22 protein-coding genes are annotated in these 25,685 nt (G+C 61.9%); 11 read left to right on the top strand and 11 right to left on the bottom strand.

All coding sequences use genetic code 11. The features are described from left to right. Nucleotides 1-182: 182 nt before the first annotated feature. From VLU25_02940 to VLU25_02920, 5 genes are all read left to right on the top strand, one after another. The gene (locus VLU25_02940) at nt 183-1,172 is read left to right on the top strand and encodes a polysaccharide deacetylase family protein (GenBank protein ID HSR66874.1); all 990 of its coding nucleotides are present in this window, start codon (nt 183-185) and stop codon (nt 1,170-1,172) included. 47 nt (nt 1,173-1,219) lie between these two features. Then, nucleotides 1,220-1,768, top strand: coding sequence for an RNA polymerase sigma factor (locus VLU25_02935; GenBank protein ID HSR66873.1), 549 nt, complete (start codon nt 1,220-1,222; stop codon nt 1,766-1,768). Next, nucleotides 1,768-2,745: a hypothetical protein gene (locus VLU25_02930; GenBank protein HSR66872.1), complete on the top strand. Its 978-nt coding sequence runs from the start codon at nt 1,768-1,770 to the stop codon at nt 2,743-2,745. The genes VLU25_02935 and VLU25_02930 overlap by 1 nt, the downstream gene beginning before the upstream one ends. 70 nt (nt 2,746-2,815) lie before the next feature. Continuing rightward, nucleotides 2,816-3,997, top strand: a complete 1,182-nt coding sequence (locus VLU25_02925) for a DUF4097 family beta strand repeat-containing protein (protein HSR66871.1) — start codon at nt 2,816-2,818, stop codon at nt 3,995-3,997. A gap of 147 nt (nt 3,998-4,144) precedes the next feature. After that, nucleotides 4,145-4,552 (top strand): Rieske (2Fe-2S) protein, encoded by a 408-nt coding sequence (locus VLU25_02920; protein HSR66870.1) that lies wholly within the window; start codon nt 4,145-4,147, stop codon nt 4,550-4,552. A gap of 4 nt (nt 4,553-4,556) precedes the next feature. Here VLU25_02920 and VLU25_02915 read toward each other — a convergent pair whose 3' ends face one another. Together VLU25_02915 and VLU25_02910 are read right to left on the bottom strand one after the other, a co-directional pair. Then, on the bottom strand, nt 4,557-5,804 hold the full coding sequence (locus VLU25_02915) for a metallophosphoesterase (protein HSR66869.1): 1,248 nt from the start codon (nt 5,802-5,804) through the stop codon (nt 4,557-4,559). Nucleotides 5,805-5,838: 34 nt separating this feature from the next. Beyond that, nucleotides 5,839-6,303 (bottom strand): phosphatidylglycerophosphatase A, encoded by a 465-nt coding sequence (locus VLU25_02910; protein ID HSR66868.1) that lies wholly within the window; start codon nt 6,301-6,303, stop codon nt 5,839-5,841. 164 nt (nt 6,304-6,467) lie between these two features. Between VLU25_02910 and VLU25_02905 the strand changes: the two genes are divergently transcribed. Further along, complete coding sequence (locus VLU25_02905; protein HSR66867.1) at nt 6,468-6,902, top strand: hypothetical protein; 435 nt, start codon at nt 6,468-6,470, stop codon at nt 6,900-6,902. A gap of 178 nt (nt 6,903-7,080) precedes the next feature. On the opposite strand, the gene VLU25_02900 is transcribed toward VLU25_02905, so the two are convergent. Beyond that, nucleotides 7,081-7,917, bottom strand: coding sequence for a dienelactone hydrolase family protein (locus VLU25_02900; protein HSR66866.1), 837 nt, complete (start codon nt 7,915-7,917; stop codon nt 7,081-7,083). 130 nt (nt 7,918-8,047) lie between these two features. Further along, the gene (gene trpS, locus VLU25_02895) at nt 8,048-9,067 is read right to left on the bottom strand and encodes a tryptophan--tRNA ligase (GenBank protein HSR66865.1); all 1,020 of its coding nucleotides are present in this window, start codon (nt 9,065-9,067) and stop codon (nt 8,048-8,050) included. Between the two features lie 201 nt (nt 9,068-9,268). On the opposite strand from trpS, the gene VLU25_02890 reads away from it, so the two are divergent. Both VLU25_02890 and htpG read left to right on the top strand, forming a co-directional pair. Continuing rightward, a complete protein-coding gene (locus tag VLU25_02890) occupies nt 9,269-10,576 on the top strand; it encodes an aminotransferase class I/II-fold pyridoxal phosphate-dependent enzyme (GenBank protein ID HSR66864.1) in 1,308 nt (435 codons plus the stop codon). Between the two features lie 134 nt (nt 10,577-10,710). After that, the gene (gene htpG / locus VLU25_02885; GenBank protein ID HSR66863.1) at nt 10,711-12,663 is read left to right on the top strand and encodes a molecular chaperone HtpG; all 1,953 of its coding nucleotides are present in this window, start codon (nt 10,711-10,713) and stop codon (nt 12,661-12,663) included. A gap of 12 nt (nt 12,664-12,675) precedes the next feature. On the opposite strand, the gene VLU25_02880 is transcribed toward htpG, so the two are convergent. The 5 genes from VLU25_02880 to VLU25_02860 all read right to left on the bottom strand — a co-directional run bounded on the left by VLU25_02880 (nt 12,676) and on the right by VLU25_02860 (nt 21,702). Beyond that, entirely contained in the window at nt 12,676-14,157 is a 1,482-nt protein-coding gene (locus tag VLU25_02880) for a tetratricopeptide repeat protein (protein ID HSR66862.1), read from the bottom strand. A gap of 8 nt (nt 14,158-14,165) precedes the next feature. Further along, entirely contained in the window at nt 14,166-17,573 is a 3,408-nt protein-coding gene (locus tag VLU25_02875) for a PEGA domain-containing protein (GenBank protein ID HSR66861.1), read from the bottom strand. Beyond that, the gene (locus tag VLU25_02870; protein HSR66860.1) at nt 17,570-18,652 is read right to left on the bottom strand and encodes a trypsin-like peptidase domain-containing protein; all 1,083 of its coding nucleotides are present in this window, start codon (nt 18,650-18,652) and stop codon (nt 17,570-17,572) included. The genes VLU25_02875 and VLU25_02870 overlap by 4 nt, the downstream gene beginning before the upstream one ends. Next, nucleotides 18,649-19,470 carry a DUF4384 domain-containing protein gene (locus VLU25_02865; protein ID HSR66859.1) on the bottom strand — a complete coding sequence of 274 codons (822 nt, stop codon included), beginning with the start codon at nt 19,468-19,470 and terminating at the stop codon, nt 18,649-18,651. Before VLU25_02865 ends, VLU25_02870 begins: the two co-directional genes overlap by 4 nt. A gap of 159 nt (nt 19,471-19,629) precedes the next feature. Continuing rightward, a complete protein-coding gene (locus VLU25_02860) occupies nt 19,630-21,702 on the bottom strand; it encodes a bifunctional serine/threonine-protein kinase/formylglycine-generating enzyme family protein (protein ID HSR66858.1) in 2,073 nt (690 codons plus the stop codon). A 189-nt stretch (nt 21,703-21,891) separates the two neighbouring features. Between VLU25_02860 and VLU25_02855 the strand changes: the two genes are divergently transcribed. Both VLU25_02855 and VLU25_02850 read left to right on the top strand, forming a co-directional pair. Beyond that, on the top strand, nt 21,892-22,506 hold the full coding sequence (locus tag VLU25_02855) for a hypothetical protein (GenBank protein HSR66857.1): 615 nt from the start codon (nt 21,892-21,894) through the stop codon (nt 22,504-22,506). 66 nt (nt 22,507-22,572) lie between these two features. Then, entirely contained in the window at nt 22,573-23,433 is an 861-nt protein-coding gene (locus VLU25_02850) for a class II glutamine amidotransferase (protein ID HSR66856.1), read from the top strand. Here the strand turns inward: VLU25_02850 and VLU25_02845 are convergent. Next, the gene (locus VLU25_02845) at nt 23,430-23,849 is read right to left on the bottom strand and encodes a GtrA family protein (protein ID HSR66855.1); all 420 of its coding nucleotides are present in this window, start codon (nt 23,847-23,849) and stop codon (nt 23,430-23,432) included. The two genes, VLU25_02850 and VLU25_02845, sit on opposite strands and share 4 nt — an antisense overlap. Then, nucleotides 23,849-24,526 carry a CDP-alcohol phosphatidyltransferase family protein gene (locus VLU25_02840; GenBank protein ID HSR66854.1) on the bottom strand — a complete coding sequence of 226 codons (678 nt, stop codon included), beginning with the start codon at nt 24,524-24,526 and terminating at the stop codon, nt 23,849-23,851. The genes VLU25_02845 and VLU25_02840 overlap by 1 nt, the downstream gene beginning before the upstream one ends. Nucleotides 24,527-24,855: 329 nt before the next feature. On the opposite strand from VLU25_02840, the gene VLU25_02835 reads away from it, so the two are divergent. Next, nucleotides 24,856-25,620, top strand: a complete 765-nt coding sequence (locus tag VLU25_02835; GenBank protein ID HSR66853.1) for a DUF2071 domain-containing protein — start codon at nt 24,856-24,858, stop codon at nt 25,618-25,620. Nucleotides 25,621-25,685: the final 65 nt, after the last annotated feature.

The raw sequence follows: 25,685 nt of genomic DNA, 5'->3' as shown, positions 1-25,685 counted from the left end.
TTGGTTGTCGTGCCGGCCGCCCAAGATCTCCCTGTCCCCCCTGGCGGCGGCGTAGCAGCGCGCCGGGAACTCTGCGCCCCCATCGATTCTACGGCTGCCCGTCTCCATAAGAGTTTGTCCCCACAATGTTATACTCAATTTTGCGTCCTGTCGAAACCCCTGCCTTCAAGATGATGAAGAGAATGGCGAAAAGTTGGAGCAGAAAAAGAAGAGGCCGGCTGGGGGCATGGCTGTGGGCGCTGCTGCTTGCAACGGCTTTGACCGGGGCAGCTTTGGCGGAGAAAAAGATCGCCCTGACCTTCAACGATTTGCCCTCCCGCGGTCCCTCCGGCTTCTGGCGTCCACGCGAGGTCTCCAACCAGATCTTGCGCACGCTGGAGGAGCATCAGGTTGCCGCCGCCGGCTTCGTGGTGCAGGAAAAGATCGACGATCAGCCCATGCTCTACGTGGTGCTGACCGACTGGGCCGAGCGCGGATTCATACTGGGCAACCAATCCTACTCGCGGGTCGACTACAACGTGCTCGACTACCGCGACTATTATGAGCACGTCAAGGATGGCCAGAAGGACATCGCGCGGCTGGGCCGGCTCAAGGGAATCGCTTTCCGCTTCTTCCGCCCGCCCCAACTGCACTACGGCAACACCGAAGGCAAGCTCAAAGACCTGCGCGGCCTGCTGCGGCGCAACGGCTACCAGATGGCCCACGTGACCGTGAAGACCTCGGACCATCAATTCATCCGCGCCTACCTGGAGCATGAGCGCGAACCCGAGAACGTGGCCCGGCTGCAGCGCCTCTTCCTGGCCCACGTCAACCAGAGCCTGGAGTACGCCGAACAGCAGTCGGAAAAAGTTTTCGGACGCAACATCCGCCACATCTTGCTCTTGCGCTGCGGCATCGCCACCGCCATGTTCCTGGACGAGCTGATCACTTTCCTCAAGGAAGAAAAGGGCTATTCCTTCGTGACCCTGTCCGAAGCCCTGGAAGATACCGCCTATCAAGCCGAGGACGAGTACGCCGGCCCGGAAGGCCTCATTTTCATCGACCGCGTGGCCGCCACGCGAGGCCTCACCTACAATCCCCAGGAGGGGGAACTGCAGCGGGACGACGTAGAACGCTGGCTGCAGGAGATGATCGCCGAAGAGTCCGCTTCTTCCTCCAAAGATCCCCGCTGAAAATCTCTCGCTAACTTTCGGCGTCCTCCCAGTGTCTGGATAAACGGATGGAATACGAGGACGACCAGTTGGTGAGGGAGATCCTGCGCGGTTCGGATGTGGCCTTCGAGCGGCTGATGCGGCGCTACGAACGCCTGGTGTTCGCAGTAGCCTACGGTTATGTGGGATGCCCCGAACAGGCCATGGACGTGGTCCAGAACGTCTTTCTCAAGGCCCACGGCAACCTGGGGTCTTATCGCTCTACAGGCTCATTCAAGCCCTGGCTGATGCGCATCGCCGGCAACGAGAGCCTGAACTGGCTCCGTTCTCAGAAGCGTCATCGCCATGCTCAGCCGGTGCGCGAAGAGATCGCCGCCGCTCCCGGCCCCGGCCAGGAAGGCCGCCTGATGCAGCGCCAACGCCGCCAGGTGCTGATCAACTGCCTGGAACGGCTCAATCCGCGCCAGCGCTCGGCGGTCGTGCTGCGTTATTTCGAAGACCTGCCCATTCGCGAAATCGCGTCCCATTTGGATTGCAGCGAGGGAGTGGCTAAGAACATCCTCTTCCGCAGTCTGCAGAAGATGCGCAAGATCGCGGCCCGGAAGGAGGCCTGCTGATGAATTCCTGCGACAGCTTTCAACCGCTTTTTGAATCTCTGCTTTCGGGAGAGGCGCTGAGCAGTCCGGCACGGGAGGCCCTGGGCCGCCACGCCGAGGAATGCCGAGAGTGTCGTCAGTTGCTGGAACTGCACCGTGAACTGGCCCAAGGCAAAGAAGAGCTGCCGGGCCTTACCCAGTCCGACTTCGCCGCCATGCGGCGGCGGGTGCTGCAAGGCGCCTCGGCCCGGCGCGCCCAGCGATCCGAACTCTCTCCCCAGCAGCAGCCTGCGGACGGGTCGGGCCGTCCGGGCGCCCTGAAACTCCCGCCTCTGTGGTCCGCGGCGGCGGCCGTCCTGCTGCTTGTCACAGGAGCGCTGCTGGGCCGGCTCACCGTTTCGGCCCAGCCTTTCGAGTTGGCGCCTGGGGGCGGCTACGGCTCCCTCATCCGCGAAATCAGCGCGGAAGCCGAAAGCAACGACGACTTCTCGGACGTGGAGGAATCGCAATTCGTTTTCTCGGACGTCAGCTTTCGTCCCTTGCCCCGCCAGCGGTTGGCCCTCAGCTTCAACGTGACCCGTCACGTCGAAGTGGAAGAGCCGGTCGATTCGCCCCTGGTCAAGGAAGTGCTGGCCCAGTCCTTGATGGCGCGCGGACCCGACGCTCTGGGGTCCCGCCTCAAAGCCGTCTCGCTGGCCTCTCAAGCCATGGACCCCAAGGTGCGCGAAGCGCTGACCTTCGCCATGCACCGCGACGAAAGCCTGGCCGTGCGGCAGAAGGCGCTGTCAATCCTGGCCGGCCTGCCCATGGACCCTCAGGTCGAGGACGCTCTTCTGGCTACCCTGCGCGACGACCCCTCGGTGCAGATGCGGCTGATGGCGCTGGAGGTCCTGGGCCAACATCAAGTCGGCTCCGATGCCCTGCGCCAAGCCATCGAGGAAATCGAGCAGCGGGGAGACCGGGCCGTTCTGCTTAAGGCCTCCCGGTTGCGGGAGTAAGCCAGGCTGCTCAAACACTTGTCCATAAAGTTTTTTTTACGAACCGATAGAAAAGAGGAGGAACCTGACCATGTTTGCTCATAACTCGAAGCGCCTCTCGCCTGCGGGCTTAGGCGCCCTAACCGTCCTCATCGCACTGGCGACGGCCACCTCGCTGCCGGCCCAGCCGGAAAAGCGCCTGCCGGCCTCCCCGGGACAACTGCTGGTGCTCGACTTGCAGGCCGGCGGCTCGGTCTCGGTGATCGGCTGGGACCGAAATGAAGTGCTGGTCAGCTACGACGTTCGGACCGGCAATCCCTCGGACTTCCAAATCGACATCGAAGAGACCGGAGACGGAGTCCGGGTGCGTTCAGGCTACATCCGCAATTCCCGTCATTGGTCCAGCAACATGGCATTCAACATCCGGGTGCCGCGCCAATTCGACATCGACCTCGATTCCATGGGCGGAGGCCTGAGCGTGGTCGATGTGGAAGGACGCTTCACGGGAAAAACCATGGGCGGCGAACTGTCCTTCACCAACGTGCGGGGCAGCGCCGAGATGAAGACTATGGGCGGCGAGATCCACCTTGAGGATTCCGACTTGGACGGATCCTTACGCACCATGGGCGGCGAGGTGCTCTTCCGCAACGTGGAAGGCGACGTCCGCGGAAGTTCCATGGGCGGAAACGTCCGCTATGTCAACGTCCGCCGCCGTGACGGCTCCCTGGCCGGACCCGACCGGACCGGATCGGTGCCGGCCAGTTCCGACACCGTCCAGATCTCGACCATGGGCGGACGCATCGACGTGGACGAGGCGCCGGAAGGAGCTTCGGTGCATACCATGGGCGGCGACATCGACGTCCGCCAGTCCTCGCGTTTTACCCGCGCCCGCACCCTGGGCGGGGACATCTACATCGAGTCCCTGGACGGATGGGTGGAGGCCGCAACCAACGGCGGCGACGTGGAAGTCCACATCCTGGGCAGCGGCGGCGACCAACACATCGACCTGTCTTCCCTCTCGGGCGACGTCACCCTCTATCTTCCCGCCGATTTTGCCGGCCAACTGGAGGTGCGCATCGCCTACACGCGCGACAGCCGCAAGAGCTACCGCATCATCAGCGACTTCCCCCTGACCGAACAAAGGCCCGCCGAGTGGGACTACTCCAGGGGCAGTCCCCGCCGCTACGTCATCGGCCAGGGGACGATCAATGGAGGCGGACACCCGGTGCGGCTCGAAACCATCAACGGCAACATCACCATCCGCAGCCGATGACCCGTCAATCCGCTGACGAATCGAAAACCGAGTGACGGTCTTTGAAGCGGAACGCAATAGCCCGCGGGAGGCGGTTTCAGCCTTCCGCGGGCCTCACCTCTTACAGCCGCGCTTCCTGCCGCCCGGACGATTGGCTAAAATGCCCGCATGTCAGATTCAAGCCATGAGATGCCCCGCCGCCGCCTGCTGCAACTGGTCGCGGGAATAGGCGTTGCCGCTGCCTGTTCGCCTCCTCAACTGCCAGAGCAGGTGGTGGCCGCGCGAGCCGGCGAGATCCCTTTGGGCTCGTCCAAGACCTTCCGCTTCGGCCCGGTTCTGGCCTTGCTGATACACGCCGCTCCCAACCGCTACTACGCCGTTGCGGCCGACTGCACCCACGGACGCTGCACCGTGGAATACCGCTCCGACAGCAGGGACCTTTTCTGCCCTTGCCACGACGGCCGCTTCGACTTGCAGGGGCGCATCCTGGGCGGTCCGGCCAGCGTCCCCTTGCAGAGCTTTCCAGTGAGTGTCGAAGAGAACCGGATCATCGTCTCCCGCCCCGCACAGGGCTGAGCGCCTAAGGTCGCTGAGAGACGGTGATCCGGGCCGGGGTGGCGACGTTGTCAGGAGTGCGGGCGGTTACAGGGGCGGCGTCGGTCCCAAGCGCGGTAATGTGCATTCGGCCCTCCTCGATCTCCACCAGCAGGTAGTGGGGCTGGGGAGACCACAGTGCCATGCTGTGCTCTTCCAGATCGTCGACGATGTTCTTGTTGCGGGTTTCGGCGCCGCCTCCGCTGATGATGTGGAGAATGCCTCCTGTCCGCGGGGGGTCGCTGGATTGAAAGTTGTGTTCGTGCCCGTTGAAGACCACGTCGACGCCGCTCTCTACGAACAGCTCTTCAAGATAGTCCAGGCGGGGCTCGGACTCTCCGTAGCGCGGACCGGCGTTGTAGGACGGGTTGTGGAAGACGGCGATCTTCCAGGGGACGTTTGAGGACGCCAGAGCCTGGCGCAGCCAGACATGCTGTGCTCCGCCCTGTTCGTAAATACGTCCGCCGTCCGGCCGGGGGTGCTCGGTGCTGTCGAGAATCAGGAACAGGGCCAGCCCGGCGAAGCTCACACCGTAGTAGCGTGCCGTCGAGCCCTCCAGGCTGCCCATGGGCGGAAGAAAGAAGTTGTCGGCATAGACGGGAAAATCGTCTTCGCTCTCCGTTTCGTCCCCGTCATGGTTCCCCAGAGACGGGTAGAAAGGAACGTGTGGCAGCAACTGGCGGAACGGGTCGAAGAAACGCTTATGCCAGTGCCTGTCGCGTTTTCCGGTCTTGAAGCGGTAGAGGAAGCTGCCGTAGATGTTGTCGCCGGTGGTGAGGACGAAGCGCACCGGGTTGCCTTTCTCACGCTGGCTCAGCAGGGTCTTCCACATGGCCTGGCCGATGCTTCTCTGGGTCTTGTTGCCCTTGCCGTAGTCTCCGATGAGCAAAAAGGCCATTTTGGGGCTCTGCCGGGGGAAGGTGCGCAGGGTTCCCTGGCCCAGCAGGCGGCGCCCCAGCCGCACCTGGTAGTCGTAGCTGTGATCGGGCTCCAGTCCATCGACTTCCACCCAGGCGCGTTTCTCTTCCACCAGAGTGCGGTCGGCGATACTCACCTCTACCCGTCCCAGCGGGCGGGCGTTGCGTCCGATGATGTTGCCGTCGCCCTTGGTCCTCCCCCAGGCGATGCGGGCCGAATCGGAAGTCAGTCCGGTCAGGTAGACGAAGACCGCATCTTCGCCTTGCAAGAAGCCGCAAGAGAGCGCTGCAAGAAGGAAAAGCCGCAGAGCCTTCATAGCCCTATCTTACCGGCTGGGCATGCTGTCGGCATCAGGCGAAAAGGCTGGGGAAGTACCAACGCAGCAGCCACAGGAGCCCGACAGCGTAGAGGGAGGACATGAGGTCGTCGAGGACGATGCCCCAGGAACCCGGCAGACGCTCGAACTGACGCGCAGGCGGAATTTTGAGGACGTCCATCAGACGAGTCAGCACAAAGGTGAGGAGCAGGGTTGCCGCCAGGTCGGGTCCGCCGCGGAAGAGAAGCACCGTCATCAGGTAGCCGGCCACCTCGTCGAGGACGAATTGGCTGGGGTCTCCGTTCTTCCAGCGGCGCACGGCGTATGGGGTGAGGAGATGGTTGAGCCAGCAGAACGCCAGCAGCGAGAGGAGAAGGATTGGCGTCGTCCATTCGGGGGGAGCCCACAGCCGGGTGGCTGCGAAAATGGCGACTCCTACCAGTGCGCCCGCGGTGCCCGGCGCCAGCGGCGACAGCCCCAGTCCAAAGCACGTCGCCACCCAGAATCTCCAGTCCCTCCCAACCCGCATGGGGCCGATTCTCGCACATTATCGACGGCGACGGGCCAGCCGTTCTGCTGCTCCTGAAATTTGAACGCCTGACGGGAGCTTTCGTACACTGAAGCGTTCTCGGGGAGATGACCGCAGCGACCAAGAGAATCGTCATGAACCAGTATAAGTCAACGGCTGCACTGACCTACGCCCGCTGGCTGCGCGGACTGCTGCGTGTGGGCGGGTCGGTCATGCTGCTGGCGGTAGGCGCCGTCATCATGCCATCACAATGGATGCACCACGCTCACCAAGCTCTTGGACTGGGCGCCTTTCCCGAGCAGCCCGTGGCCGTCTACCTGGCCCGTTCGGCCTCGGCTCTCTACGCCATCCATGGCGGCGTGCTGTGGCTGGCTTCCACCGACATCGACCGTTTCGCGCCCCTCATCCGCTTTCTGGGACTGGCGGGATGCACGTTCGCCGTCACCATCTTCTTCATCGACCGCGACTCGGGCATGCCCGTATGGTGGACGGCCGCCGAGAGCCTGCAGGTGCTGGCCATCAACCTGGCCTTCCTCTTCCTCCTCCACCGCTACCGCCGGGCCAGTTGATTGCAAGCTGCCGGGCGGCTTCTTGGCCTGGTGTGAGGCGCATCCTTGCGGCCATGGAGGCAATGCTGCGTGGCGGCTGGCAGATGTACCACAAAAAGAACCTGCTCAGGCGGCTTCCGGCCACCGTAGTGAGAATCGCCGCAGGGATGCGTCTCACACCAGGCCAAGGACCATGTCGCTAGCCGATCGTGCGTTTCAGGTAAGCCTTCAGGCGCTGCCAGGCGTCCAATGCCGGCTTCTTGCGGGTCTCAGGGTCCTCGTCGACATGCAGCCAGAATCCATGCCCGACGTCGTCGTAAATGTGCACATCGTTTTCGATACCGGCCTGGCGCAGGGCCTCCACGAAGGAATTGACGTCAGCCGGAGGGATGCCGCTGTCGTTGGCGGCGAAGGTGCCGTAGACTTCGTGTGAAATGGCCTTGAGCCGTTCAGGATCATCCAGCAGACGTCCGTAGAAAATCGCCGTGCCCTCATGGTTTTCGCCTCCCAGCGCGTAGCTGAGAGCCACTCCTCCCCCGAAGCACCACCCCATGGCGGCGATCTTGCCGGAGACGTCGTCGCGTTCCCTGAGGAAGCGCGCGGCGGCGTCCAGGTTGGCGATCATCCTCTCGGGATTGGAGCGCGTCTCCCGCACCAGCGCCATGTTCTCTTCGCGGTTGCTGCCGGTGCGTCCCGAATAGAGGTCGGCGGCCAGCGCCACGTAGCCTTCGGCTGCCAGGGCGTCGGCCACCCGCCGGACGCGGTCGACCAGTCCGTTCCACTCATGAATCAAGATGACTCCGCCATGCGGCCCTGCTTCGTCGGGCAGCGCCAGGTATCCCATGGCCTGGGAATCCCCAGGATCATAGGCCACCGATTCCCCCTGCAAGGGCGGGTCCTCACCCAGCAAAGCCGGCGGAAGCTCATCGTCCCCCGTGGCCGGCAAGGTCACATCCATCTGCTGAGCTCCGGCCAAAATGGCCAGGCTCAAACCCGTCAACGTGGTGATCGTCACCCAAGTGCTTGGTCTCTTCATGGCCTCATAGTGGCAAGGCCCACGGAAAACTGCAAGTCGAGTTTGTTGCAAGTACCAACCGAACCACTCCGCAGTTCGCAACTCGCACTTCGCACTTGGACGCCCGACTACCCGGCCTGCTCAACGGTCCTCAAATGGGGCCTACGCCCAGCAGCTTGCGCACCTCGGACAGGGTTTCACGCGCCATCTGCCGGGCTTTCTCGCTGCCTTCCCGGATAATGGTCCGGATCGTCTCGGGATCGCTTTCCAGTTCCCGCTTGCGCTCCCGCACCGGACGCAACTCCTCCATCAGGTGCTCGAAGACAGCGTCTTTGAGTTCGACGTACTTGAGGGTCTCGGCGCGGTAGGCGGACTCGAATTCGTCCACCACCGACGGGGGCGCGGTCAATTCCAGCAGGTGAAACAGGTTGGCCACGCCGGGAGACTTGTCGCCGCTGACGTCGGCCGGACCCATGTCGGTAACCGCCGAGCGGATCTTCTTGCGGATGGCCTTCTCCTCTTCCATCACGAAGATGCAGTGCTTGTCTCCCAGGCTCTTGCTCATCTTCTTCTCGGGATCGGCGGGAGAGACGATCTTGGCTCCCCGGAGGTCGTGCATGTGGCGCAGCTTGGCCCCGGTGTAGGGGATGGGAAAGACCTCTCCGAAGCGGGTATTGAACTTCTGGGCGATCCCCCGGGTCAGTTCCAGGTGCTGATCCTGATCCTGGCCCACGGGGACCGCCTTGGCCTTGTAGATGAGGATGTCGGCGGCTTGCAGCACCGGGTAGTCGAAGAGGCCCACGGTGACGTAGGCCTGCTCTTCGGCCTTGTCCTTGAATTGGGTCATGCGCTGCACGTCGCCGTAGGCGGCCACGCAGTTGAAGATCCAGCACAACTCGGTGTGTTCGGGCACGTGGGACTGGATCATCACGGTGGAACGCTGAGGATCGATGCCGCAGGCGATCAAATCGGTGATGATGTCCATCGACTGGCGAGGCAGCGTCTTGGGATCGAAATCGACGGTGATGGCGTGATAATCCACCGCTCCGAAGATGCAGTCGTAGTGCTCTTGCAGCTTGACCCAGTTGCGGATGGCTCCGAAGTAATTGCCGATGTGCAGTTGGCCCTTGCCGGTGGGTTGTATGAGGGAAAGCGCCCGATCCCGTCCCATATCTTGCTCCTCGTTGGTTGCTCCTTGCTCGAAGTCCGCAACTCTACCAAAAAGACTACCGCGCCGCCCTAACAAAATGTCGGGCAGGCCCCTCACAATTTGTGACACCTCAGCTTTTTGCCTGAGCCTGCAGGTCGCCTGGATGACCCCATCGGCCGACCCTCTTCTGGACCGCAACGCCATGCTGTACAATCGGCTGCCATGGCGCAAACGGTGGAACAACTCAATTCGCTTCTGGAGCGCGAGGCTCCTCTGCTCTTTCAATGTCTTTCTCCCTTGGGGAGAGCGGCCTTTTTCCCGCCCGACATCCCCGTCCAGGCCGAGCAGGCCCGCGGCAAGGCCTTCAACGCCACCATCGGACAGGTCACCAACGGGCACGGAGAGATCCTGGCGCTGCCCTCAATCGCCGCGGCCCTGCAGGGACTGGAGCGGCAAGAGCGCAACCGGGCCATGCTCTATTCGCCGCCTCCCGGACGTCCTGAGGTGCGCCAGGCCTGGAGGGATTGGCAGCGCCGCCAGGTCGATGACGACGTTGCTTCGTCCTTGCCTCTGGTCACCCTGGGCCTGACCCACGGGCTCAACCTGGTGGGCGAACTCTTCGTCAGCGAGGGGACGCCGATTGCGGTTCCGGCGCCCTTCTGGGGCAACTACCGCCAAACCTTCGCCATGCGCCGGGGAGGAGTGGTGCTGTCGGCGCCTTTCTACCGCCGGGGACGCTACAACACCGAAGCCATTGCCGAGTGCCTGGAGAACGCCGAGGACGGGCGCCCGGCCTTGGCGGTGCTCAACCTGCCCTCCAACCCCGGGGGCTACTCGCCCACTCAAGAAGAGCGTCAGGCCGTGCGCCGGTCGCTGCTGCGGCTGGCTGATGAGCGTCCGCTGATAGTGGTATGCGACGACGCCTACGCCGGACTGGTCTTTCAAGACGACATCCCCAGGCGTTCGCTCTTTTGGGAGCTGGTGGGCGCTCACGACAACCTCATCCCCATCAAGCTGGACGGGGCCACCAAGGAATTCAGCTTCTTCGGCGGACGCGTGGGCTTCCTCACCTTCGGACTGTCCCCCGACTCGCCCGCCTTCCAAGCCCTGGAAAGCAAGGTCAAGTCGCTGGTGCGTTCGGGCGTCGGCTCTCCCTCCGCCACCACTCAACTGCTGCTCTTGAAAGGCCTGCAGCACCCGGACGTCGAGCTCGAGGTTGAGGCCGTCCGCCGCTGCCTGCAAGAGCGCCACGACGTGCTTCATCAGGCCCTTCGAGAGGCCGACCCCGAGATCATCCGTCCGCTGCCTTTCAACAGCGGATGCTTCGCGCTCCTGCAGCTCCCGTCCCAATGCAGCCTCGACAGCAACCAGGTCCGCCTCCACCTGCTGGAGCACGAGGACACCGGCCTGGTGTCCATCGCCCCCAACTACCTGCGCATCGCCTTTTGCTCGGTGGACGCCCCTTCCCTTCCCGAAGTCGTGCAACGCATCGAAAAGGGCCTGCGCGAGATGTCCTCGGCCCTGGGCTGACGGCGTCAGTGCCCCGAAATGACTTGACAAGAAGCTTTGAGCATCTTTTGCTAAGAAACGTCGGCTGGTGCTGATGAGAGTCATCTAAGCGCGCACCCGCTCCCATATCGAAGATTAAAGGCAGGAAGGATCTTATGGCCGTCAAGACCGAAACCTATGAATTTCAGGCTGAGACCAAGCAGCTTCTCGATATCGTCATCCACTCGCTCTATACCGACAAGGAGATCTTTCTTCGCGAACTGATCTCCAACGCTTCGGACGCGCTGGACCGCTTGCGCTTCGAGGCCGTCAAGAAGCCCGAGTTGCTCGATCCTGAGGAGGAACTTGAAATCAGGCTCGATCCCGACTCCGACAGCCGCACCCTGACCATTTCAGACAACGGCGTCGGCATGAGCCGCAAAGAGGTCATCGACAACCTGGGCACCATCGCCAAGAGCGGCACCCGCGACGTCATCGCCAAGATGAAGCGGGCCAAGAACAGCGAACAGGCGGCCCAATTGATCGGACAGTTCGGAGTCGGGTTCTACTCGGCTTTCATGGTGGCCGACCAGGTCGAGGTGGAAACCCGCCGCTTCGACCAGAAGACCGGCACCCGCTGGGTTTCGCAGGCCGACGGCACCTACACGGTGGAGACCGCTCAACGCGAGCAGCGCGGAACCTCCATCACGCTGCATCTCAAGCCCGCAGACAGCGACGAGGGACTGGAGGACTTCTCTCAGAGCTTTTTGCTGGAACGGCTGGTCAAACGCTATTCCGACTTCGTGGCCTATCCCATCAAGATGCGCCAGCGGCGCGAGGTGCGCGAGAAGGACGAAGAGGGAAAGCCCAAGGAAGCCGGCAAGACCGAAATCGTCTACGAAGACAAGACCCTCAACTCGATGAAGCCCCTGTGGGCGCGTCCGGCCGACGAAGTCAAGGAGGAGGAATACAACGAGTTCTACAAGCACATCGCCCACGACTGGGAGGATCCGCTGGCCAGGATGACCTTCAGGGCCGAGGGGGTGCGCGAGTACCAGTCCCTGCTCTACATTCCCTCCCGTGCGCCTTTCGACCTCTTCTTCCCCGACGCCGATTACGGCCTGCAGCTCTTCGCCCGGCGGGTCAACATCATGGACGCTTGCCGGGAACTGCTGCCCCGCTACCTGCGCTTCCTCAAGGGCGTCGTCGACAGCTCCGACTTTCCCCTCAACATCTCCCGCCAGCGCTTGCAGAACGACCGCCACGTGCTGCAGATCCGCCGCTGGCTGACCCGCAAGGTGCTGGACGAGCTGGGCAAGATGCGGCGCGAGAAGGAAGAGACTTATCTCAAGTTCTACAAGCAGTTCGGCGCCATCCTCAAGGAGGGCGTGGGACAGGATCCCGACAACCGCAAGCGCCTCTTGCCCCTGCTCATGTTCGAGTCCTCGAACGACCCTGAAAAGCTGACCACCTTCGACGGCTACATGGAGCGCATGAAGGAAGGTCAAAAAGCCATCTACTACCTGCAGGGCGAGTCGCGCGCCATCGTCGAAAATTCACCTCACCTGGAGTCGTTCCGCGACAAGGGCATCGAAGTGCTCTTCTTGACCGAGCCGGTGGACGAACTGCTGGTGCAGCAACTCACTGACGTCAAGGACAAGCCCCTCAAGTCGGCGGCCAAAGGCGAACTCGACTTGGCTGAGGAAGAGGAGAAGGATGAAGAGGCCAAGAAGCAGGAAGAGGAAGAACGCAGCAGTTTCGCCGACCTGACCAAGTTCCTGCAGGAAAAGCTGGAGGACAAGGTGCGCGAAGTGCGCCTTTCCAAGCGCCTCACCGAGTCCCCGGCCTGTCTGGTGGGCGGCGAGCACGATCCCAGTCCCCATTTCCAGCGTCTGATGGAAAAGGCTCAGATGGCGTCCCCCGGCATCAAGCCCATCCTGGAGCTCAATCCCAAGCACCCCGTCATCACCTCGCTCAAGGACCGCCTGTCCAAAGACAAGGAAGACCCCGTCCTCACCGACTACGCCGACCTGTTGCTGGGCTACGGCCTCCTCTCCCAAGGCAGCGAACTCCCCGACCCCGCCCGCTTCAACAAACTCCTGGCCGACCTGATGGCCAAGGGGTTGTAAGGAGGCCTCAAACTATCGTAAGGCAATGACTTGCCTCTTCGAGGCCAGATAGACGGTGCCGTCTTTGTCAACGGTCAGGACCCTGAGGTCGGAAAGCGGCTTGGACCGGGCGTCGAGCACGGGTTGGCGGTGGAGGGGCTTGAGGTACCGTCCATCGGCGCGGCTCACTGCTCCCAAGACAATGAACTGCCCCTTCTCGTCCAGCAGATACAGATTGTCCAAAGTGTCCAGGGCGAAGTCGGAGATCTCCTTCATGCCCAGCGAGTCCTTGTCCACCCGATGGACCAGGGAGCCCCAGCGGTTGAGGATCAGGACAGCCGATCCGTCCCGGGTCAGCACGTAGAAGTTGTCTTCGGAGTCGAGCCGCATGCGCGGCGAGCCTCCCCCCGAAGCATGACGGGGTGAAGCCTCGCCGCTTTCCCGGTCGACGAAGTAGAGCCCGTCCGGATCTCTGGCGGAGATCATGATGGTCTGATAACGGGTGGCCGCCAAGGCTGTGATCTCTTTGAAGTGCTTGCGCTTGTCCTCCTTGAAGAAGTAGGGGATGAGCGGTCTGGCGCCGTCCCCGGCTGAGAATCCGTTGCGGGTCAGCCGATAACCCTGTCCCGACGGGCTCTGGAAGTCGAAACGGCTAGCCGTTCGGCTGGGGAGAAGCTCTCCCGAAGGAGAGAGCCGGAAAAAACGGTTTTTGTCCTCGATTTCGATATTGCCGTCCTCCAGCACGACGATGCGGCTGGGGGAATCCAGTTTGAGCGCATCCGACTTGGATGCCAGCAAACGGGCCTGAAAAGGAGGCTGACGCGAAAGGGGCAGAAAAAGACGGCAGACGAGCGTGGCCTCCTGCCGGGCCCACAAGGCTTCTACCGACCCCGCTCGGCCTTCCTGAGCCTTCTGGTAGGCGACCAGGGCTGGAGGCAAAGCGCCAATCTTGAGCAGGCTCCGCCCCAGACGGCGAAAGGCCTCGCTGACGCTTTCCGCCGACGGATGTTCCACGACCAGAGCCTGATAGTTGCTCACCGCCCGGTCATACTTGCGCTGCATCTCGAAGAGGCGCGCCGAAGACATCAGGGCCTCGGTCATGGCAGGCGAATCGGGATAGGTGCGCATGACGGCTTCGAACTCGGAAGCGGCTTGATCCACGTCGTCGGCGTCCGAGGCCGCGGCCAGCAAGGCCTTCCCGTTGCCAGCCAAGGCCCGGGCAGCCAGATCGGGGTAAGTGACTTGGGCGCTCACCTCGTTGAAGAGGGCCGACGCTTTCTTCACTTCGCCCATGACTTCCAGGTAGATGCGGCCGGCCCCCAGCTTGGCCTTCAATACGATGTCTTGTGAAGCCCCCGAATCGAAGAGCCGCTCGTAGTTGACCAGGGCCTCTTCGAAGCGTCCCTCCTTTTCGAAGGAAAGAGCCGTCTCGAGGCGAGCCTCGCCGGCCTGCGCCATTCCCTTCTGGGTCATTGCGGCCAGCAACAGCCCCGTCATCAAGGTCGTCTTAACCATGCTTCTCTTCATCGCAGGTAATCCAGCCTCCATTGGGCCAAGTCTTGAAAGGCGAAACCCAGGTTTGAAGTCAATGCCACGCTGTCGTCGCCGGTTGCCCTCCGATAGGCTTGGCGCGCCAGTTCCAACTCATCCAGATGCTCGTAGCCGAAACCCCGCAGGTAGGCTACGGCAGCCTTGAGGATGCGGCTGTCCGGCTGGTCGACGCCGATTCGGTTGAGTGCTTCTATGGCCGACTGCCAGTCCTCCAACTCCATATAGACGCGCGCCATATTGAGCAGCACAATGTTGCGCGCTAAGCCGGGGGCGGCCTCTTCCAGCAGCAAGTCCAACTGCAGCAGGAGACCGTTGAGGAGAGCTTGGCCAGCGCTCGCGGGCATGAGCCGGGGAAGGGTCCGGCTGACCACTGGCAGCGTTGCCGTTTCCCCTGAAGCCCTTCTGACTTCCAGCCTGAAGCTGCTTCCAGCCGGTTTGCTCTGGATGGTCTGCTTGAGGGAGGAGGAGGTCGCCGCCTGGCCGTCGACTCTAACAATGGCTTCTCCGCTCTGGAGGCCGGCCTGGGCGGCAGGTCCTTGAGGATCGACGACGGCCACGGTCAACTCACGCCCTTTCAGCAAGGTGTCGATCGTTTGGAGTCCCAGGTCGGCACGAAACAGGTCCTCAGGGCGCAGGGCTGTGGAGTCGACGACCGTAAGGAAGCGACTGATCTCCTGGGCCGAATAGGCGTCCACCACCCGCCGGTCGGCTCGGGAGGACAGGGTCGAGAAGAGCAGGAAGGAGAGCCGGTTGGCGAGAAAATCACGCTCGCTGGGGAAATATGCGAAAAGAAAGAGATCGGAATCGAACCGATCGCGCAATGCTTGCAGGTGAAGGGCCGAGCCGATTGCCCCGCTTTTGCCGGGAGAGAAGGATTGGCGCAGGAAGTCGAGGGTGTACTCATACTTGGAAGGATCCTGGTAGTTGATCGCGTAATGGGTAAAAATTTGGGGGAGATGGTCACGGATGCGGCGTTCGATTTCGGCAGTCCTCTCCGGCTCCAACTGGGGCGAATGCGTACCCAGGAAGACCAAGGGCGGCTTGAGGCGAACGTCGATTTCCCGTACCTGGCCTTCTTCGATCGTCAGGGTCTGCCTATGACGCAGCTTGCCCTTGCGCAGGCGCAGTTCGTATTCGCCCACCGGGAGTTCCTTCTCCAGGGGCGTTGCTCCCAATTCCTCTCCGCCAGCCATCACCTGGGCCCCCTCCGGCTGGGTTGAGACATTGAGCGTGCCCAGCAGCGGGTCGAGGCGAACAGTGTCCTCGGCGACGAAGACGCCTTCGCTAAGGGCGGCGTCCTTCCAGACCTGCTCGTCTCCCAGGGGCAGTTGGGTCGTGTGCGTAGCGTGGCGGGGACGGCTGAAGGTCAGCGCCAGGGGCCCGGCCTCGCTGGGGCGAACGCGCAAAGAAGCCACCCAAGCCGAGGCGTTCAGTCCTCTTTCCCCGGCGGCGGTCCGCAAGATCTCCTGTTGGCCGGGCCGGAGCAGTGGCAGCAGCGAACTTAGGGCAACCAGGGAGACCTCTCCGGGCGGGTCTGAGGCGACATCATAGGCGCCGCTGTCGGCGAAAACGAAAACGTCCAGCGCCTCCAACTGCAGCGAAACCTCTAGCTCCAGGGACGTTGGTCCGGCACGCCGGGCCGCTTCGGCAGCGTCCGGAGGTTTGTCGAACTCCATTACTTCGACGTGTCTGTTCTGGGGAAGAAATCCGTCCCGGTGAAGCCGGATGTCGTGAGGCCCTGTTGCCAGGAGAATATCGCTCTGGCCTTCGGGAAGCAACCCGTAATAGGAGGAGTCGATTTCCAGATGAGCGGCCCGAGGCTGCAAGCGCAGTCGCAGGAAACCGATTTCCTCCCCAACCAGCGCCTGCCGGTCGATGGGTCGACCGACGGTGAGGGCGTAAGGAAAGAAAGAGAAGCTCTTGATGCACTTGTCGATCAAAGCCGAGAGCTTCCGGGACTTCTGTTCGCTAGTATAGCGATCAACCAGCAGGGCCACTGCGTCCTCTAGCCAGCGGCGCTCTTCGGGCAACAAGGCCCGACGGGCGTGGATGGCCGCGACTTCGTCTACAATTTCCTCCAAGTCGCCGGCAACGGTTGGCTCGCCCACTTTGTAGCGCTCGATGAGGTCGTCCAGGCGTGGGGTCAAGTCGGGCGTGAGGACCTCGGGTTCCAATCGCAGCTCCACAGCTATCTGCTGGCCGGGGGGTACAGCGGCGGATGCGACGTGCAGATGGAAGCCGTCCTTTTGGGCCGTCAGCGTATGTCCGCCCGGAGGCAGGTGGAGGAGGCGCCGTTCGCCGGAAGCCAAGTCGGGCTGGACCACATTGTCGATGGTCCAGCGGACTCCCCCCACGTTGGCGCTGATCAGCAGGGCGCCTTTGGTGCTGCTGTCCGCAGCCTTAGCTGCGGCGGACTTGGTCGCGGGGAGCGCGTCGGCGCTGAAAGGGACAGTGGTCGGCCCAACGGCTCCGGGAGCCACGGCCAAGACCAAACGGCCGTCGTATTCGCTTCCTATCACCATCGGATTCTGCTTATTGTCGGTCCGGTTGCGGACGTTCTCGCGTACGTAGTCGTAGAGTTCGTTGGCGTTGACACGCCCGTTGCGGTCACGGTCGGCTAGACCCCTGAGGCCCTCCACCAGGAAGTGAGTGAAGACTCCTCCGCCCCACTGTTCCGACTCAAAGGACTTTTCGAAGCTGCCGGCCGCTGTGAGCACAAACCTGGAGGGCTGAATCTCGCTGTTTTCATCGGCCAGGCCCGAGGCGTCGAAGCTGCCCTGTCCGTCCTGAGGAACCAGTTCCTTAAAATGATCGTTGATGCTTGGCATTTCCAGGTCGCGGCTGTCGAACAGCTCGGGACCCACGTTCCCGCTCTTGCACGCGTCCGAAGCCACGATCAGGTTTCGGGCTGGCAATTCCGAAAGTACGCGCCTCAGCTCTGCCATGGGAAAGCCGGTGGCATAAAGGCTGGCTGGGTCGGTGTCGTAGGTGATGAAATAGGCTTCCTTGCGCTTGGTCACGACTCCGTGGGAGGCGATATAGAGGTAGACGGTGTCCTTTGGCTCCACCCGGTCTCTCAACCAGCTTCCCAGCACATGCTTGACGTTCCGGGTGGTGGCCTGGCGGTTGAGCAACAGGCGCAGGTTTTCCGGAGGCACGCCCACGCGCCGGCTCTTAAGGACATCGGCAAAGCTGCGCGCATCAGAATGAGCGTAGTTCAGCCACTGTTCTTCAGGAAGGAGCTGAAACTCGGAAATGCCGATGACCACAGCCCACTGCTCAGAAGCTGCCAGCTGGTTTCCGGCAGATGCCGCCGCCAACATCAGTATAAAGGCGGCGGCTCGCCCGATGGCAAGCGGCGGATGGACGTGTCTTTTCACCGCTCCTCCTTCTCTTTGGGTTCCGCCAGGGGCCTGAGCCGGATGATCAGATCGGAAGAGAAACCATCGATCTCGATATCTTCCAGGTAGGTGAGAAAGCCTTCGGCCCTGGCGCGGACGGTGTAGCGGCCGGGCCTGACCGCATCGCGGAAGACAAGCCGTCCCCCTTCATCGGAGCGGGCCCAAGTGACCAGATTGTCCAAGCTGGCCAACCTGCTGCCCGGCTTGAGCAACCCCACCAGTACTCCTGGCAGGGCCTGGCCGTCTTTGCCCTCGACCCGTCCGCGCAACAAGCTCGCCGCGGAGTTCAACACGGGAGGGTCCGCCGGGAGGCCGTCTTGGCCGAGTTTGTCGGCCAGCGCCTTGACGAGATGCACGGGGCGGGCCAAGCCCACCGAGCCCAGCACCATGAGGGTATCGGGAAACCCGTCAGAATCGGTGTCCAACTCGCGCAGGTCCGGGCTTACCCGGGTCGCAACGCCGACCAGGCGACCGACGTCGTCCATCAGTGCTCCTCCGCTGCAGCCCTGGAGGATCTGGGCGTCGGTCTTGATCCAGCCTGCCGAGTCCTCACGGCCTGAAACCTGTCCCCGCGTGACCGTCAGCGTTGTGCCGCCGACGATGGGATACCCGACCACATAGACGGTGGAAAGCACCTCCAGAGGGCCAACCTCTTCCAGGCTGGCGGCGGGGAAGCGGCTGTCCGGTGCCAGGGGGGCGCCCCGGCTGTCCTGGGTGAGCCTGAAAAGGGCCAAGTCTTGATGGGAGTCATGGGCCACCAGCCGCGCCCGGTATCGCCGTTGCGGGTCGGGATCCTGAAAAGGGTCCTGGGGGTCGGGAAGGCGGAAGTGAACCACAGGATGGAAGTGGCGTCCGTCATGGACCAAGTGCAGGTTGGTGACGAAAACGCCCTGGGGATCGATGAGGACTCCCGAGCCCCGGCTGCGCACCTGCAATGCTCCCGAGGCATCGGGCTCCGAGGCTGTCACTTGGCCTACGGCGGCCACGGCGCTCTTCAGCGGCTGGCCTGTTGTCGGTACCGCCAGCAATGCAGCCAGAATGGGAAACAGGCTCATCATCGGTTCTCAAGTTGCTGGCGGCCTGGGCGGGCACGGTGCTGGAGGACGATTTCCGTGTAGGCCAGTTGGTTTTCCTCCGCTGACTTGTTGACCACCAGGGTGGACTGGACGCCGGGAGGGGCGCCCTGGCGTCGAGGACCCCGCTCACGCACGATGACCAAGTCGCGGGCCTTTACTTTGCGGTTGAGTTCGTCCACCACTTGCAGGGCCGAAACCGTCGAGGCGGCTTCGGAGGCCTGCTCGGGAAGCGACTGCAAGGGCGTCCGGCTGACAATGATGATCACTTGCTCCCGCCCCGGCCGCTTCGTGAATGTGATCCAGCCCTCGGAAGGGATAGAATAACTCACGCCCCGTTGGATGAGGTTTGTGCCGCCGTTGAGCGAGGGCTCGGGGAAAAGCGTCTTGGTGCGCCCGGTGCTGCCCTTGTTGATGATGTAGAGATATCCGTCGATGTTGGCTTCGATTTCCAAGCGGATTTTGTCTCCGGTATAGAAGATGTGACTCTGGTCGACATCCTCCACCGTGCATTCGCCTGTGCAGCGTTTGATCTTGTACTTGAGTCCGACCCGCCGGGCCAGTTTCTCGGAATAGTTGGCAGGCACTTCGAGTCTTGATGACTGCGCCCCGGCGGAAGGCCGGGCAACCTCTGGTCCAGAGGCTTTTTCGTCCTTCTCGGTGCGGACCAGGGTGTCCCTGTAGTACATCTCGAAAATACGGGCATCCCGCGACTTGACGGTCTGGCTCTCTTGCTGCTGAGCGCAGAGCACCCCCACGGAAGGCAGCCCGATCAGCACCAATGCGGCAATGGTCAGGCGCATCGCTACTCCCCCTTGCTGAGTTGAGACTTACTGATTCTGCGATTCGGCCTGCCGCGAGATACTTCAAACTTGGGCGATTCAACTCGCGGCTTGCTTAAGTTACAAACAGTCTAGCATAGATCCAGTTGAGTCTCAGGTCTGCCGCCTTGGTTCTGCGCTTCACTGACTTGGGCTAAGGCCGAGGGCGGCCTTTGCGTCTGCAGCGCACCGGAATCCGATGGCGGGCAACTGGGCCTCCGGCTTCATCGGCAGCCGGTAGGCGGCCCTGGCCAGCTTATCCCTGAAGCGGTTTATACCGAAGAATCCTCCCTTGATCACCTTGTGTCCGCGCTGCTCAGCAGGGATGGCGCCGGGATTGCCCGGATAAAGCCGGTAATCGTCGGCCACCCACTCCGATACATTGCCGGCCATGTCCATGACCCCATAAGGGCTGCGGTCGCGCGGAAAAACGCCGCAGGGAGCCAGCTCGGGATAATCGTCCGGGCCGCCCAGGTTGGCCAAGTGTTCCTCAAACGCCTCACCCCAGGGATAGGGTCGTCCCTCGGGACCGCGGGCGGCCTTCTCCCACTCGGCTTCATTGGGAAGCCGTTGCCCCTTCCAGAGGCAGAATTCCCGGGCCGAACCCCAATCCGCTCCCACCGCCGGATAATCCGGCTTGGTATAAAAATAATCCGGATCGAATGCGGGGCCTAGAGGTTGCGTCCTTCCCGTATCACGCACGAATTCCAGAAAGCGCCGGTTGGAAACCTCGAACCTGTCAATGTAAAAGGCTTTCAGAAAAAGGCGGCGCTGAGGGGATTCGTTCTCCAAGCCATCCTGATCCAACCAGCCCTCTCCGAAAGAGCTCCCCATGAGGAACTCCCCCGCCGGCACCAGCACCATCTCCGTCCCTCCCAACGTAATGGTGGCGGGAAAGTCGGCGGAGCCTCCAGCGGCTCCAGTGACCGGCGGCGGTGACCGCCCGTCTTGGCTGCCTGAATCCGAACCTGGGATGCCGCCCCTCTGCTCCTCTGCCGCCGCCTGCCCTGTGCCTCCAGGACTGTCGCTGCCCGAGCCGTCACTGGCTAAATACCAGGTCGCACCGACCGCTGCCAACAGTATTGCCGACAGTGTTATCCAGGCCCACCGCGGCAGCCAGGCTTTGTGGGCGGCTCGATATTGGCGCCTATACTGGGCCGGCTCGGTATCCAAGGCTGCCAATGCTCGCCGCAAGTCGCGTCCATAATCCAATAGAATTCCCAAGTCTTCCACGCCTTCGCGCCGAGGCCGCAGGTCGAGATCATCACCCTCCACCCCCGTCTGCGTCACGCGCAACTGCTCTTCCAATTTGCGCACCACTGCCAAGGTCTTCTTGTAATGGTCGGGCAGGTTCTTGAGAAACGCGCTCAGGTCCGCTTCCATCTCGGCGCAGCTCTGATATCGGTTATTGGGTGATTTGGCTAAAGCGCGTTCGACGATCCGTTCCATCTCGCAAGGAAAGCCGGGATAGATGGTCTGCAGCGGAGGATGAGATGCCGAGATGATACGGGCCAAAGTCGTGGAGACCTTGCTGGAAGAGAAGGGAGGCTTGCTGGCGAGAAGCTCATAGAGCACCGAACCCAAGCTGAAGATGTCGGATCGAAGATCGACCTCTTTTTCCCCGGCGGCCTGCTCCGGGGACATGTAGTCGGGCGTTCCCACGATCTGGCCTGTCTGAGTCAATCGCTTTGTGTCGGGCTCCTCGTGCAGACGGGCGATCCCGAAATCGAGAAGCTTGACCTTCCGATTTGGCCCCAGCCGGATGTTAGAGGGCTTGATGTCGCGATGAACCAGATCACGCCCGTGGGCGTGGCCGAGTCCCCGACAGACCTCGATGACCATGCGCAAGCTGTCCCGCAGGAGAGGAAGGCGCCCCCTTTTCAAAAGCTGATGGAGGTCCATGCCCTCCACGTACTCCATGGCGATGAAAGGAAGTTTGGGATCTTCGTCGAGTTCATAGATGGCAACAATGTTCTCGTGATCGAGCCGGGCGACAGCCCGAGCCTCGCGGAAGAAACGCTCCCGGAGGTCCTCGTCGCGGCGGTGTATCTCCTCCATTACCTTAATGGCCGCAAACCTCTGCAAGGAAGAATCGTAGCCCTTGTAGACCGTCCCCATCCCCCCTTTCCCCAGCATTTCAACAATCTGATACTTTCCGATACGTTTCGGCAAGGACGAATTGCGTTGCTTAGGGGGTTGTCCTGAACTAACCACGACATTCAGCAAAATAGATCCCGCAATCGGGCTTGTCAACACGATTCCTCGCTGCTGTTGCTGAAGCACGTACAGTTACAACCCGCCTCCGCAAGCTCGGCTTGGCTGTTCTCCAGGAGTGAGTCACCCTCGTTCTCAATTCGCATGGAGGGTGTTACTGGACTGCCATCCATGAGAGAATATCGGGCCATGAGGTTGCGGGGAATCGTCATCGTGCTTGCCGGCTTGCTCAGTGCAGGCGGGTGTTTGCCCTCCCCCTCTGAACGGCTGCCGTCTCATCAACCCGGATCTTTTTCGCTGACCGAAGTGGCTTCAAAGGAAGCGTCGGGAGGCACCTTGAAGACATGGCGTGCGGTGTCAAGGAGCACAGGTGAGGAGTCCTTCGCCTTTCGCCTGGAGATGCTGCTGAAGCCTCTTCAGGGTGAAATACCTATGGCCTTTTCGCAGGGCGCCATCATTCGGGAACCAGATGCCGACGGCAGAGATTTTTTAAAGGAAATCGCCCGCGCTATCGAGGCGGAAGCGGACATCCCGTCCCATCCAGAGCGAGTGGACCGCCTCGAGTTCTCGACCGCTATTCTGGGAACCTCGCTGAGGCGGAATGTCGGCGACGACCTTGTCGCCGGCAGGTTCACCTCCACTAAGCCTGGAGACTGGATCGTGTTCAAGCTCTTCTTGGGTGAAGAGGAGGCCGAGGTCTACCTGAACATCAACCCCGTGTCCGGCGAGGGCGAATTCGCCCCGAAAGACACGGATTACGGTCCTGCCGTCCTGCGTGAGCTGGCCAAAGTGTTCTACCCATGAGCGAGAGTGGGCGGTGGAGGAGAGGTTTCCATAGATCGCTGAAGACCGTCTGAAGGAAGGGGCAGAATGTGCCGATTTGCTCTTTATTTGGGGCCCGAGATCAGGGTCAGTTCGCTGGTGACGGAGCCGTCGAATTCCATCATTCACCAGAGTTATCGCTCGCGCGAGGCGGCAGAGCCGCTCAATGGAGACGGCTTCGGCATTGCCTGGTATGACCCGCTGGGACAGGGTGAGCCGACGCTTTTCAAAGACATCTCGCCGGCCTGGAATGACTTCAACCTGCGCCAGATCGCGCCGGTGACCCGCAGCCACTGCATCCTGGCTCACGTGCGGGCCGCCACGCTCGGCCTTTCCGTGACTCAATTCAACTGCCATCCCTTCGCCTGGGAGCGGTTTGCATTCATGCACAACGGCACTCTGGGCGGGTTTCGCCGGATCAAGCGCAGGCTGCAGGCTCGCCTCTCCGACGAGGCCTACGACGCTGTCAAAGGCAGCACCGACAGCGAGCACTTGATGGCCCTTTTCATCGATGCTTTCCGGGCCCGCCAAGATGACGGCACCTACCAGTTGGAGAAGATGAAAGCAGCTCTGCTCGAGGTGATCGAGACTTCCGAGGAGTTGCGTAAGGAAGCAGGGGTCGAGAACGAGCGCAGTACCTTGAACCTGGCTTTGACCGACGGAAATCTGGCGGTCGTGACCCGCTGGGTGAGCAGTCAGGGCGGCGAGCCCAATACCCTCTATGTGCACGAGGGAACCCACTACGTCTGTGAAAACGGGGTCTGCAGGATGATCGACGACCAGCAAGGCCATGGCACCGTCATCATCACCTCAGAACCCTTGGGCGAGGATTGCGGATGGGAAAAGGTTCCCCGCAATCATATCGTGACCGTCGACCAGGACCGCCGCCCCCAAGTTCTTCCCATCTAGCGCCTCCTGAACACCCACAAGTCTGAAGCCAGATAGTTAAAGACTGAGCAGGCTGCGATGGCGGCCAGGTTAGCGGGCAGGACAGGCAGGGCGAAGACCTCCACCAGCAGTGCCGTCACCAGCAGGTTGCCCAGCAGGGCCGAAGCTCCGGCGCTGAGGTTGAAGCGCAAAAAGCGCACCAGGAACGAGGCCCCCGGCCGCCGGCGCTGGCGAAAGGTCCACTCCTGGTGCCAGATGAAGTTATGGAGAATCGTGCACTCGACCGCCAGAGCCACCGCTATCAGGTAATGCAGTCCCAGCACGCGAGTGAGCAAGGCCAGCATGCCGGCCTGTACCCCGATTCCCACAAATCCGACCGAGTAGAACTTGAGGAGGCGGTGGATGAGGCGTCCTTCTCCTTCCGCCCGGGCCGACATCAAATGCGCTCCATGCGGTAAAGCCGAAGCGAATTCCGGACCACCGAGACGATGAGGATGACCACCATGGCTCCAGCCGCCAGCAACCCTCCGAAGTCGAAGAGCAGGTATTGGCGCCCATTGAGGATGAGCAAGGGATCGAAATAGAGAAGGCTCAGGTTTCCCATGGCCAGCAGCAGACGGCCTTCGGTAGGACCGAACTTGAGGAAGGAGATGCGGAAGTCCCCCAGCGTGTAGGCGGCCAGATAGCTGTTGGCCGAGAGGAGCAGAAAAGCGGCCAGCAGGACTAACGCCGCCCAAGGGCTCATCCAGCCCGAGAGAGCCAGCCCTCCCAGCAGCAAGGCCGCCGAAAAGCAGTCCAGGATGTGGTCGACGTAGAATCCGTAGCGGGGACGCAGACGGTTGCGGTAGCGCGCCAAAGTACCGTCCATGCTGTCGCCCAGCCAGTGCAGAAAAAGTCCGAAGTTGACCAGGTGCAGCAACTGGGGCTCCTGCCGGCTGAAGACGTAGGCCACGCCTGCCATCACCATGGCAAGCAATGCCAGCAGGGTCAGGTGGTCGGAGTGGATAGCCTGGGGAGTACGCCGGGCCATCCAGCGCAGCGTTATCTTTTCAAGGGGTGCCAGCCAACTGGTCAGCACCCGTCGGTTGTCGCGAAAGCCGTTTTCTTTGCTCATAGGGCCTCATGAGCGCAAACTCGGTGCCGCCCGGCATCGTCTACACCCTAAACTGTTGAAAATAAACGAGTTACTTCCAATAAATTTGCACCACCGCCTAATCTGGACGCAAGATTATCTTGCGGTCGCTGGCGCAGCGGGCTGGCTTCCCATTGCGATTTGATTGTGGTTTGGAACCATTTGGTACCGCGACCGACCATGACGATCGTCGCTCACGCCTTCATCGATCTCGTGGCAATCATCGGCCACGCCGCCGGCATCAATGCCGGATGATCCCACCCCATCTCTGTTTGCCTGCTAAGATTGTGATTCAGTCAGGAGTTTCAGGGATGTTGCATCTTTTCAAAAGGCATCTGATCCCGATCAAAGCTCACTTTGAGCAGGTTCTGGTATTGACCTATGCCTATCCCCGCGGCCTTCTGGCTCCCTTGCTTCCTCCCGGCCTCGAACTGGACGGTTATGAGGGACACGGATTCCTGGCCGTGGCGATGGTGCAGACCAGACGACTTCGCCCTGCCTTTCTGCCAGGCGCCTTGGGAGGAGGCTTCTTCCTCACCGGCTATCGCATCTTCACTCGCCTGAAGCCGCGTAACGGCCAGATGCTGCGGGGACTCAAGATCTTGCGCAGCGACGCCGACCGTTCCTGGATGGTGAGCTGTGGCAACTTGTTGACCCGCTACGGCTACCGCAGAGCTCAAGTGCGAAAGGAAAGCGAGAACGGCATGCTCCGCATCACAGTCAGGACTCCTGGTGGAGAAGCCGATCTCGACGTCACGGCCCATGTATCGCATCTGCCGGGTCCCCTGCCCGAAGAATCACCCTTTCCCGATATCAAGACGGCACGGCGGTTTGCGGGCCCCTTGCCGCATACCTTCGACTATGAACCCGAATCGCATTCTATGGTGATCGTGCGCGGGAGGCGCAGCAACTGGAAGCCGCAGCCGCTGCGGGTCGAAGTCCATAAAAACACCTTCCTGCAATCGTCGCCCTTCAACGAGGCTGAGCCTCTGCTGGCGAATGCCTTCTACCTGGCCGATGTACCCTACCGATGGGAGCGCGGATGGCGAGAGCCGCTAGCGAAGCAGCCGTCGTGACTCGACGGCCTTTTCAGGGAGTCCGGCAGATCATCCGCTACAACTGGCCCTTCTATGTCCTGGCC

This window comes from Acidobacteriota bacterium (assembly GCA_035471785.1).
Classification (GTDB): domain Bacteria; phylum Acidobacteriota; class UBA6911; order RPQK01; family DATIPO01; genus JANQFM01.
The sequence above is the reverse complement of the archived record's forward strand: the minus strand, read 5'-3'. Positions and strand labels throughout refer to the sequence as shown.